The following is a 10,688-nucleotide window of genomic DNA, read 5'->3' as shown; positions in this document are numbered from 1 at the left end:
ATGCCGAGCGGATTTGGGAAGTCGAGGCCGCAGAGATTGATCCTGAGCCGCGCGTCGCGTGGCGCGGCCGCGCCGACCGGCAGCCCGCAGCGCAATGCCGCGATGGACATGCCATGCGCGGTTTCCGGATCGAAGGAGAAAAGCAGCTTCTGGCCGATCCGGTCGAGCACGCTCATTCGCCCTCCAGCGCCGGGAAGTCGTGTCCGCCGGCGCCGGGCGGCAAAGGCTTGACCCAAAGGACGGCATCGAGGTCGAGCGGGGCGTAGAGATGCGGGAACAGCGCGCCGCCGCGCGATACCTCGTATTTCAGCGCGTCCCCCAGCCTCTCCCCGTCGATGGCGATCAGCAGCAGGCCCGTCTGGCCGGCGAAATGCTTGGCCGCTGTCTCGCGCACCTGCGCGGCGGTGGAGAAATGGATGAAGCCGTCGGCGATGTCGATCGGCGCGCCAGTGAAGCGCCCGTTCCTTTCAGCCTCGCGCCAAAGCGCCTCGGGGACGATCTTGTAGATAATCTGAGACATTCCCGCGCTATAGTCCGAACCGAAGGAGCGGGGAAGGCTTAACGCTCGACTCTTCCCCATTTCCGGCGCAAACCTGTGATAGCCGGCCTTCACTGGCTCATGGAGGACGATATGCGTCTGCAGCACATCCTGATCCCCGCGGCGCTTTGCTCGTTGGTTGCCGCTTCCGCCTATTCCGAGGAGACCGACCACTACCGTCTGGAGAAGTCGGCCAACGGCTATGTCCGCATGGATACAAGGACCGGCGCCATGTCGATCTGCGAGGAGCGCACCGGCCAGCTCGTCTGCAAGATGGCGGCGGACGAGCGCGCCGCCTACCAGGACGAGATCGACCGGCTGGACAATTCGGTCAAGGCCCTCGATGCGCGGGTCGCCAAGCTGGAGAATTCGCTCTCCGCCCGGCTGGAATCGCAACTCCCGAGCGAAGAGGATTTCAACAGGACCATGGGCTACATGGAACGCTTCTTCCGGACCTTCAAGGACATCGTCAAGGACATGGACAAGGAAGACGGCGACGGCGGCGGCAAGCTGAACCAGCAGAAGACTTGAGCCGGCGCGACCGGGCCGCCCCTGGGGAAAAGCCCGCGCGCGGCCTTTGCCGCTTGAAAAAGCGCCGCGCCGCCGCATAATCATTCCGGTCCCCGCAAGAAGCACGAAAATGATGATGGGATCGGGGGAGGAATATTTGCCGTCGGGCCACACTTTCGTCATTGCCGACGATCACCCGCTTTTTCGCGGCGCGCTGAAGGAGGCGCTGGCCGGCATCGGCGACGTTGCCGCCATTCATGAGGCCGGGGATTTCGAGAGCGCCAAGGCTCTGGTGCTGGCCAATGAGGATATCGACATGGTGCTGCTCGATCTGTCGATGCCGGGCGCCAGCGGCCTCTCCGGCCTGATTGCGCTGCGCGGCATCCATCCGGCGGTGCCGCTGGTCGTGGTGTCGGCGCATGACGATCCCGTCACCATCCGCCGCGCCCTCGATCTCGGCGCTTCCGGCTTCATCTCCAAATCGGCCAGCATGGAAGAAATCCGTGCCGCGGTGCAGGCCGTGCTCGCCGGCGATATCGCAGCCCCTGCCGGCATCGAGCTCGGCGTCGAGCGCGACCCGGAAATCTCCGACCTGATCAAGCGCCTGCAGGCGCTGACGCCGCAGCAGACGCGCGTGCTCGGCATGCTGGCGGAGGGCCTGCTCAACAAGCAGATCGCCTATGAGCTCGGCGTCTCCGAGGCCACCATCAAGGCGCATGTCTCGGCCATCCTGCAGAAGCTCGGCGTCGACAGCCGCACCCAGGCGGTCATTCAGCTCTCCAAGATCGGCAATGACCCGCTGCAGCCGGTTGGCTGACCGCAGGCACGTCAGGCGAAAGCTTTCATCCCGACTAACCAGCGCGAAGCGATGATGCGGCCGCTTCGCGCCGGGTCGGTCGTTGGCGCCCGTCAGCGATAGTTTTCGACGGCGGAACCCAACTGCGACGAGGCGTCGTCCTCAGTCGGGCTTGAAGGATTTCGAGCTCGCCCGATCGCGGCGCCGAGACCCAGAGAGGCGATGGCCACCAGCGGAACGCCGGCGATCCAGGGCAGGCGCGGCGCCAGCGCATAGAGCGCGGTGCCGATCGACGGCCCGAGCGAGTCCTTGAGGTCGACCGCAACGGAAGAGGCCGCCATGTAGGACGCGCGCCGCGCCGACGGCGCCAGCGCGTTGACGGCGGTTGGCACCAGCGGCCCGACCAGCATCTTCCCCACGGCGCACATGCTGACCGCCGCGATCAGCGACAATATCGCAGGCGAGGCCGCGAGCAGCGCAAAAGCGACGATGGTCGAGATGCCGGCGCCGGCTGCCAGCCAAAGAGCCGGTCGCGTCTCGGCAAAGCGGCTGACCAGCATCTGCAATCCGACCGTCAAGGCGGCCGCGTAGGCAAACAGCGCGCCGACACCGGACGGGCTGAGCGTGCCGGCATCCTGCGCATAGAGCGGGATGACGGCCTCGATCCAGTTGCCGGAAATCTCGAACAGCACGACCCAGGCCAGCAGCTTCGCCAGGCGGCCGTCGCGGAAAGCCGGCAGCAGCGCCGACAGGCCGTCCTCTTCCTCCGCTTCGCCTTCGGCACGACCGCTGCCGTGGGTTTCGGCGAAGGCGACGAGCATGACGATGTCGCCAAGGATGAGCATGCCGCCACCGGCCAGGAACACGCTGCCGAGCGAAACGAGCGCCAGCAGCGCGCCGCAGGCCGGGCCTAGGATCTGCCCGGCGCTCGAGCTCACCCTTGCCATGCCGAACCAGCGCGGATGCGCTGAAGGTTCCGTCACGTCGGCGATCGCCGTTAGGATGGTCGGATGGAGCACCGACTCGCACATGCCGGTCAACAGTAGCACGGCCGCGGTGGCGACGACGCCATGGACGAAGAACAGCGCGATGAAGCCGCAGCCGACGCCGAGCGATGACAGGATCAGCACCGGCCGCCGGCCGATCCGGTCGGCGATGCCGCCGATCAGCGGCGCGGCGACGAGTTCGCCGCCGGCGTAGCAGGCAAACAAGAGGCCGATCGCGCCGATCGGGATGTTGGCCTCGCTGCTCGCCCAGAGCGGAAAGAAGGGCACGAGCGCGCCGTCGGCGAAGCCGGCGCAGAAGAACAGGAAGAGGCCGAGCAGGGCCGGGCGCGGCAGCCCGCGCCAGGAGGATGGAAGAATGGTCATGATGTCACCTACGCGTCAAAGGCCCGAAGGCCGGGATTGCGCGTTGGTTGACGTAAACGCCTACGGCTGTGCGACAGACAGCATGGGTTTATTGTTGGAGCGTGTTCAGTTCAGCCGCATCGACAGCTCCACGTCGTCGCCGAACGGCGTCGACATGTAACCGCCGGCCGGCGCGCGCACCCGTTCCAGATAGTCGGGCGAGAAGTCCGCATTATCGGCGATGACCAGCGCGCCGGGCCTGAGCCGGCTCTCGACCAGGCTCAATATCTCCGGATAGAGCGCCTTGGCGCCGTCGAGCAGCAGGAGGTCTATCCGGTCCGGCAGGTCCTTGCTCAGCGTTTCCAGCGCGTCGCCCTCGCGGATCTCCACCAGATCGATGAGCCCGCCTTCGGTCAGGTTGGACTTGGCCCGCACCACCTTGGACGGCTCGAATTCCGTCGTGATCAGGCGGCCGCCGCCATTGTCCCTGAGCGCGGCAGCAAGATAGAGCGTCGAGATGCCGAACGAGGTGCCGAATTCGAGGATGATGCGTGCGCCGGTGCTGCGCGCCAGCATGTAGAGCAGCGTGCCCGTCTCCGGCGAGACCGCGAGCCACAGGTCCTTGAGGCTGCCATAGAACTGGCGATATTCGGTCTTGCTGTGGATGAGGCGCGTCCGTTCCTCGCGCGAGTACCGGGCGATCGCCGGGCTGGTCGCCGCATCAGCTTCCTTGAACAGGCGGGCGAGCAGCGGGGCCAAAGGGGTTGTGGTCAAGGTGGTCATGACTGTCTCCGGACGGGTTCTTGTGCTGCCTCGAAAAATACGAATAATCCTTCAGGTTTCCAATTCGCATTTCCGAGCGCGTCCGTGATCATTCGCCCAAGTCCTTCAATTTCCACCCGGAAACAGCCCAAACAGGCACGCGCCACGGAGCTTGTCGCGGCCATTCTCCAGGCAGCTGCTCAGGTTTTGGCGAGCGAGGGGGCGCAACGTTTCACCACGACGCGCGTCGCCGAAAAGGCCGGCGTCAGCGTCGGCTCGCTCTACCAATATTTCCCGAACAAGGCGGCGCTGCTGTTCCGGCTGCAGAGCGATGAATGGCGCCAGACGACCGAGCTGTTGTGCGGCATCCTCGAAAACGTCGAGCTGTCGCCGCTCGAGCGGATAAGGACGCTGGTCTATGCCTTCATCCGCTCGGAATGCGCGGAGGCGGCGGTGCGCGGCGCGCTGAATGACGCGGCGCCGCTCTACCGGGATGCTCCGGAGGCGCAGGAGGCGAGGGCGACGGCGAACCGGACCGTCGAGGCCTTCATGCGCGAGACCCTTCCTGACGCGCCGGATTCCGGCCGCGCTCTGGCCGGCGAACTGATCATGAAGACGCTGAGCGCCGTGGGAGCGGATTTCTCGGAAAAAGAGCGGACGGACGGCGAGATCGAAGCCTATTCCGACGCGCTCGCCGACATGTTCTGCGCCTATCTCAAAAGTCTCGGCCATCGCGGCTGAGAGCAGCCCATAAAATCACTCCGCGGCCGGCGCCAGCGGCCTGACCCTTGCCATCATCGAGCGCAGCACGGCGGGCTTCACCGGCTTGTTGACGACCGGAATGTCGAGCTGGCTTGCGGCGGCGCGCACCTCGCTGGAGCGGTCGGCGGTGACCAGCACGCAGGGCAGGTCCTGGCCGTAGGCGGCGCGCAACCTGGCGATCGCGTCGAGCCCGGAGCCGCCATCGAGATGGTAGTCCGCAAGCACGACGTCCGGCCTCGCCGCGCCGGGCCGCATGAGCTCTCCCGATCCCGAAGCCGTCTCGACATGGCAGCCCCAGCCTTCGAGCAGCAGCCGCATGCCGTCGAGGATGCGCGCGTCATTGTCGATGCAGAGCACATTGAGCCCGGCAAGCGTCGACGCAGAGCGGGCCGGGGCCTTGCTGATCTCGCGCGGCGGCGCCGCGACCTCCGCGACCGGCAGGATGACGGAAAAGCGCGTGCCCTTGCCCGGGTTTGAGAAAATGCGGATTTCGAGCCGCAGCACCCGCGCGATGCGGTCGACGATGGAGAGCCCCAGGCCAAGGCCTTCTGCCTCGCGTACGCCCTCGTCGAGGCGCGTGAACTCGTGGAAGACGGTGTTGAGCTTGTCGCCGGCGATGCCAATGCCGGTGTCGATCACCTGGATTTCGGCCAGTTCGCCGCGCCGCCGCACTCCAACCAGGATGCGGCCCTTGCGCGTGTATTTGATGGCGTTCGAGACCAAGTTCTGGATCAGCCGGCGCAAAAGGTTGCGATCGGTCATGACGCCGAGCGAGGACGGCATGATCTTGAGGTCGAGCTTCTTTTCGGCGGCCAAAGGGCGGAAATCATTGCCGATCTGGCTGAGCAGCCCGCCGAGGTTGAAGGCGGTGTCCTCGGGCTTCATGGCGCCGGCGTCGAGCCGCGAGATGTCGAGCACCGCGCCAAGGATGGTTTCGACCGATTCCAGCGAGGATTCGATGTTGACCGCCGCCTTGCCGGCCGGCCCCTTGCCGGCCTTCTCGATCAGCGACGAGCAATAGAGACGCGCCGCGTTGAGCGGCTGCAGGATGTCGTGGCCGGCGGCGGCGAGGAAGCGCGTCTTGCCGAGATTGGCTTCCTCGGCCAGCATCTGCGCCTGCGCCAGCTCCTCGTTGACGCGGGTGAGCTCGATGGTGCGGGTCTTGACCCGCTGCTCCAGCGATTCATTGGCCCGCTTCAGCGCCAGGTCCTGCTCGACGCGGCCGGAGATGTCGGCATAGGTGGCGACGATGCCGCCGTCGGGCATCGGGTTGGAGCGCAGCTCCAGAATGCGTCCGCTGGTCTTCAGCTCCATCTGCCATGGCCCGGCGAAGCTGGTCAGTCGGTTGAGCATCGTAACACGCTGGTCAGCCGGAATATCGCCGCGTTCGGCAAGATGGCGCAGGATCCGGTCGAGCGACACGCCGACCTGGCCCATCTCGTCCGGCAGGTCGAACAGCTGCCGGTATTGCCGGTTCCAGCAGATCAGCCGGAAATCTCGGTCGAAGACGGTGATGCCTTGCTCCATCTGGTCGAGCGCGATCTGGAGCAGGTCGCGATTGTGCTGCAGCGCCTCGGTGGCGTCGTCGAGCAGCTTGAAGGCATCCTTGGAATCGTGGTCGTTGCGGCGAAAGAGCAGCGACAGGATCAGCCGCGCCGAGGACGAGCCGACAGCGCTTGCCAGCAATTGCTCCGAGAAGCGGATGACATCCATGCTCGCTTGCTCCTTGCCGTGGAGCGAGACGCTTGCGCTCTTCTCGAAGGACTGGAAGGAGCGCTCCGTGCGCTCGACGCCGAGATAGCGCGAGATCGTGTCCTTGAGATCGTTGACGGTGACGGCGGTGCGGAAACGCCTGAGGCTTGGCATCGGGCCGGCCTCGCGCGGCACGAAGATCGCCGCCTGGATGCGCTCCAGCGGCACCGACGCGCGCGACAGCGACCCCAGCACGAAGAACAGGGCGTTGACCGAGAGGCTCCAAAGCACGCCGTGGTTCAGCGGCTCGCCGACGGTGCCGAACAGCGCCTGTGGCCTCAGCGCCTCGAAGCCGAACAGCCCGTGGACGACGATGTCGGAACCGGGGCCGGCGAGCGAAGGCAGAAGAAGCGTGTAACCCCAGACAGCGATGCCCGCGACCATGCCGAGCGCGGCGCCCCGGCCGTTGGCGCGGCGCCAGATCAGGCCGCCGATCAGTGCCGGCGCGAATTGCGCGATCGCGGCAAACGACATCAGCCCGATCGAGGACAGTCGCACGCTGTTGGTGCTCTCGCGGTAATAGAGGAACGCGATGAACAGCATGATGAAGATGGAGGCGCGGCGCACATTGAGGATCAGTGTTGACCAATCCTCGTTCTCCGAGGCGCTGGTCTTGAGCACCCGGCGCACGAACAGCGGGATGATGAGATCGTTGGAGATCATGATCGACAGCGCGACGCTCTCGACGATCACCATGGCGGTCGCCGCCGACAGACCGCCGACGAAGGCGGCCATCGCGAGCACGTCATGACCGCCGAGCAGCGGCAGCGACAGGACGTAAAGGTCGCTGCTGGTCTTGGTGCCGACCAGCGACAGGCCGGCAAAGGCGATCGGCAGCACGAAGAGGTTGATCGCCACGAGATACAGCGGGAACAGCCAGGTCGCCGTGCGCAGTTCCGCCTCGCTTCGGTTCTCGACGATGGTGACATAGAATTGCCGCGGCAGCATCAGGATGGCAAAGCCGCTCAAGCCCGTCAGCACCAGCCAGGTGGCCAGCGAGGTGTTGTAGCTCATCGCCTGGCGTACCTGGCCGTTCGCGGCGAGCCTGGCGAACATGTCGCCGGGGCCGCCGAAGATCAGGAACGTGACCATCAGGCCGATGGCTATGAATGCGGCAAGCTTCACCACGGTCTCGACCGCAACCGCCAGAACCAGCCCGTCCTGATGTTCCGTGGCGTCGGCATGGCGGGTGCCGAACAGCACCGCGAACAGCGCCAGAAGCATCGCCACCACCAGCGAGATGTCGCTGACGAACGGATCGAATGAGGGCGGCGAGCCGGTATAGTGCTCGATCATCAGGCTCACCGAGCCCGAGATAGCCTTGAGCTGCAGCGCGATATAGGGCACCGCGCCGATCGTGGCGATCAAGGTCGCGATCGCCGCGACGGTGAAGCTCTTGCCGTAGCGGGCGCCGAGGAAGTCGGCGATCGAGGTGATCTTCTCGCTCTTCGCCAGCCGAACCAGCCGGTTGAGCAGCGGGAAGCCGAACACGAAGACCAGCACCGGGCCGGTATAGATGCCGAGGAATTCGAGGCCGCGCTCGGAGGAAAGCCCGACGGAGCCGAAGAAGGTCCAGGAGGTGCAGTAGATGGCCAGGCTGAGCGCATAGATGAACGGCCGCGCCCGGCCGAGCCCGGTGGCGACGGCGCGCCGGTCGCCGACGCTGGCAATGGCGAAAAGCAGCGTCACATAGGCGATCGCGATGATGACGACGAACCAGCCTTGCACGGCCCGTGCTTCCTCCCTGGCCGGTCTCCCACCCGCCTGCCCAACCAATTCCGAAAAGATACCAGCCGATTTGCCGTCCGGAATTGCGTCTGAACAAATACCCAAAGCGGCCGGGCATCTCGATGAAACGCTAGACCGTCCTGACGCAACCACAGCTCGGGGCCCAAGTCCATCGCGGCTTTCGGCGCATATGCGGCTGATGACGATGCGTGACACAAACCGGTGCCTTCATTGTTTTTCCGGTTTTGCAACCGTGGGTTTTTGTTATTGTGAGGCCCGGGTCGGCGCCGAAGGACAACTGGTGAGGCGGCAGAGCGGCCCGCCACGGCAAGGAGGGTCGAATGCTGAAAGAATTCCAGGAGTTCATTTCCAGGGGCAATGTGATGGACCTGGCCGTCGGCGTCATCATCGGCGCTGCCTTCGGCAAGATCGTCGATTCCTTGGTCAACGACATCATCATGCCGATCGTCGGCGCGATCTTCGGCGGGCTGGACTTCAACAATTACTTCTTCGGGCTGTCCTCCAACGTCCATTCGGCAACGCTGGCTGACGCCAAGAAGGAGGGCGCGGTGTTCGCCTACGGCAGCTTCATCACCGTCGTGCTGAACTTCCTGATCCTTGCCTTCATCATTTTCCTGATGGTCAAGGCGGTGAACAATCTGCGCAAGCGGCTGGAGCGCGAGAAGCCGGCTCTCGCCGCGGCTCCGCCGCCGGCCGACGTGCAACTCCTGACCGAAATCCGCGACCTGCTCGCCAAGAAGTAGCGCAGAGCAGGCGCTCTGGACCAAAACCCCGGCCCCCGGCGGCCGGGGTTTTCCGTTTGGCGATCTGGTAAGAGCGCTAACGACACGAACACGGATTTTGCCCATGAGCCTTATCGACACCTTGCGCGCCGAAGCCCGCGCCGCGCCCGAAAGCGGCATTGTCGCCGTCATCAACCATGGTCGCCTGCGCGAAGGGCTGATCCCGCTCTGGGCCGGCGAGGGCGATCTTCCGACGCCTTCCTTCATCAGCGATGCCGCCGCACGCGGGCTCGCTGATGGCGAGACCTTCTACACCTGGCAGAAGGGCATTCCCGAGCTCCGGCAGGCGCTCGCGCGCTACTACGCCAGGCATTTCGGCAAGACCTTCGCCGAGGAGGCGTTCATCGTCACCGCCTCTGGCATGCATGCCATCCAGCTGGCCATCGACGCCATCGCCGGCAGCGGCGACGAGGTGATCTACCTCTCTCCCGCCTGGCCGAATTTCGCCGCGGCCGCCGGCGTGGCGGGCGCCGTGCCGGTGCCGGTGACGCTCGACCAGTCCGGCAATGGCTGGTCCTGCGACGTCGACAAGATCGCCTCCGCGATCACTGCGCGCACCAAGCTGTTGTTCATCAACACGCCCTCCAACCCGACCGGCTGGACAGCCGATAAAGAGACACTCCAGGCGATTCTCGATCTTGCCCGCCAAAAGGGCCTGTGGATCATCGCCGACGAGATCTATTCGCTGTTCCACTACGGCCATGGCCGCGCGCCGTCCTTCCTCGACATCGCCGCGCCCGAGGACCGCATCCTGTTCGTCAACAGTTTTTCCAAGAACTGGGCGATGACCGGCTGGCGCGTCGGCTGGATCAAGACCCATCCCGCCTTGCAGCAGGTGTTCGAAAACCTGATCCAGTACTCGACCTCGGGCGTCGCCCAGTTCATGCAGCGCGGCGCGGTCGCCGCCCTCGACGAGGGTGACGGCTTCATCACCGAACAGGTGGAGCGCGCGCATGCCGCGCGCGACCTCGTCTGCGGCATTATCGGCGAAACCGGCAAGGCGCGTTTCACCGTGCCGCAGGGCGCTTTCTACCTGTTCTTCAGGGTCGCCGGTCTCACCGATTCCCGAAAAGCGGCCTTCGACATCGTCGACAACGCCAATGTCGGCCTGGCGCCCGGCACCGCCTTCGGTCCCGGCGGCGACGCCTTCCTCCGACTATGCTTCCACCGCCGCCTCGATCAGCTCGAGGAAGCGGCGCATCGCCTGGCGAAATGGATGAAGACGGTGTGAGGCCGCAATCGGGCGCGAAGCCTTTGTTTACGAACCCTTTTTCTGCACCGCTTCGTTCCTAGGCAGACGTAACGGCATGGATTCTAGGGTCTGCGCGCGTCGCTTCGCGACTGCTTCGCCCTAGAATGACGACGGAAGGACGGCCTCGGACAATCTCGAACGTTTGCGATTATCGGCTGGCAAAAGGGACGTCGTCATTCTAGGGCGAAGCAGTCGCGAAGCGACGTCGCGAAGACCCTAGAATCCATGCCGTGACCTGGGAGCGTCGCAGCGTTGGAGAACGAGAAACAGCGACAGGCGGAGTGCGGCCCGCGCCCGACGCCTGCAATTAGCCGCCTGCCTTGTTCACCAGCAGCGGAATGATCCGGTCGGTCTTGGCGACGGCGGGACGGCCTGAGCCGGCATAGGGGATGCCCAGCGCATCCCAGGTCTCGACCAGCGCGTCCTGCAATTCGGC

General features: G+C 65.2%; 9 protein-coding genes and 1 pseudogene. 5 read left to right on the top strand and 5 right to left on the bottom strand.

Going from position 1 to position 10,688, the window contains the following annotated elements:
* Together EOA23_RS36625 and EOA23_RS26485 are read right to left on the bottom strand one after the other, a co-directional pair.
* Positions 1-176, bottom strand: a pseudogene (locus EOA23_RS36625) (dihydroorotate dehydrogenase (quinone)); the annotation flags it as partial.
* Complete coding sequence (locus tag EOA23_RS26485) at positions 173-520, bottom strand: DUF952 domain-containing protein (RefSeq protein ID WP_189341713.1); 348 nt, start codon at positions 518-520, stop codon at positions 173-175. The gene EOA23_RS26485 and the pseudogene EOA23_RS36625, both read right to left, overlap by 4 nt.
* A 111-nt stretch (positions 521-631) precedes the next feature.
* Between EOA23_RS26485 and EOA23_RS26480 the strand changes: the two genes are divergently transcribed.
* Both EOA23_RS26480 and EOA23_RS26475 read left to right on the top strand, forming a co-directional pair.
* Positions 632-1,069, top strand: a complete 438-nt coding sequence (locus tag EOA23_RS26480; protein WP_127306321.1) for a hypothetical protein — start codon at positions 632-634, stop codon at positions 1,067-1,069.
* Between the two features lie 136 nt (positions 1,070-1,205).
* A complete protein-coding gene (locus EOA23_RS26475; RefSeq protein ID WP_127306323.1) occupies positions 1,206-1,865 on the top strand; it encodes a response regulator transcription factor in 660 nt (219 codons plus the stop codon).
* A 92-nt stretch (positions 1,866-1,957) separates the two neighbouring features.
* Here EOA23_RS26475 and EOA23_RS26470 read toward each other — a convergent pair whose 3' ends face one another.
* Together EOA23_RS26470 and EOA23_RS26465 are read right to left on the bottom strand one after the other, a co-directional pair.
* On the bottom strand, positions 1,958-3,214 hold the full coding sequence (locus EOA23_RS26470) for an MFS transporter (RefSeq protein ID WP_127306320.1): 1,257 nt from the start codon (positions 3,212-3,214) through the stop codon (positions 1,958-1,960).
* A gap of 105 nt (positions 3,215-3,319) precedes the next feature.
* Positions 3,320-3,976 carry an O-methyltransferase gene (locus EOA23_RS26465; protein ID WP_127306319.1) on the bottom strand — a complete coding sequence of 219 codons (657 nt, stop codon included), beginning with the start codon at positions 3,974-3,976 and terminating at the stop codon, positions 3,320-3,322.
* An 84-nt stretch (positions 3,977-4,060) separates the two neighbouring features.
* Here EOA23_RS26465 and EOA23_RS26460 point away from each other — a divergent pair, with 84 nt between their 5' ends.
* A complete protein-coding gene (locus EOA23_RS26460) occupies positions 4,061-4,696 on the top strand; it encodes a TetR family transcriptional regulator (protein ID WP_127306318.1) in 636 nt (211 codons plus the stop codon).
* A 15-nt stretch (positions 4,697-4,711) separates the two neighbouring features.
* Here EOA23_RS26460 and EOA23_RS26455 read toward each other — a convergent pair whose 3' ends face one another.
* Complete coding sequence (locus EOA23_RS26455) at positions 4,712-8,197, bottom strand: PAS domain-containing hybrid sensor histidine kinase/response regulator (protein ID WP_189341712.1); 3,486 nt, start codon at positions 8,195-8,197, stop codon at positions 4,712-4,714.
* 341 nt (positions 8,198-8,538) lie between these two features.
* Between EOA23_RS26455 and mscL the strand changes: the two genes are divergently transcribed.
* Together mscL and EOA23_RS26445 are read left to right on the top strand one after the other, a co-directional pair.
* Complete coding sequence (mscL, locus tag EOA23_RS26450) at positions 8,539-8,961, top strand: large conductance mechanosensitive channel protein MscL (RefSeq protein WP_127306317.1); 423 nt, start codon at positions 8,539-8,541, stop codon at positions 8,959-8,961.
* A gap of 103 nt (positions 8,962-9,064) precedes the next feature.
* Positions 9,065-10,231, top strand: a complete 1,167-nt coding sequence (locus EOA23_RS26445) for a pyridoxal phosphate-dependent aminotransferase (protein ID WP_127306316.1) — start codon at positions 9,065-9,067, stop codon at positions 10,229-10,231.
* Positions 10,232-10,688 lie beyond the last annotated feature (457 nt).

It is taken from the genome of Mesorhizobium sp. M2A.F.Ca.ET.042.01.1.1, from assembly GCF_003997405.1.
Taxonomy (GTDB): domain Bacteria; phylum Pseudomonadota; class Alphaproteobacteria; order Rhizobiales; family Rhizobiaceae; genus Mesorhizobium.
This window is presented reverse-complemented; position numbering and strand designations above follow the sequence as displayed.

Excerpts from the sequence above, each read along its gene's own strand:
- EOA23_RS26470 (WP_127306320.1), bottom strand. The coding sequence starts at position 3,214 with ATGACCATTCTTCCATCCTCCTGGCGCGGGCTGCCGCGCCCGGCCCTG.
- mscL (WP_127306317.1), top strand. The coding sequence starts at position 8,539 with ATGCTGAAAGAATTCCAGGAGTTCATTTCCAGGGGCAATGTGATGGAC.
- EOA23_RS26485 (WP_189341713.1), bottom strand. The coding sequence starts at position 520 with ATGTCTCAGATTATCTACAAGATCGTCCCCGAGGCGCTTTGGCGCGAG.
- EOA23_RS26445 (WP_127306316.1), top strand. The coding sequence starts at position 9,065 with ATGAGCCTTATCGACACCTTGCGCGCCGAAGCCCGCGCCGCGCCCGAA.
- EOA23_RS26465 (WP_127306319.1), bottom strand. The coding sequence starts at position 3,976 with ATGACCACCTTGACCACAACCCCTTTGGCCCCGCTGCTCGCCCGCCTG.
- EOA23_RS26480 (WP_127306321.1), top strand. The coding sequence starts at position 632 with ATGCGTCTGCAGCACATCCTGATCCCCGCGGCGCTTTGCTCGTTGGTT.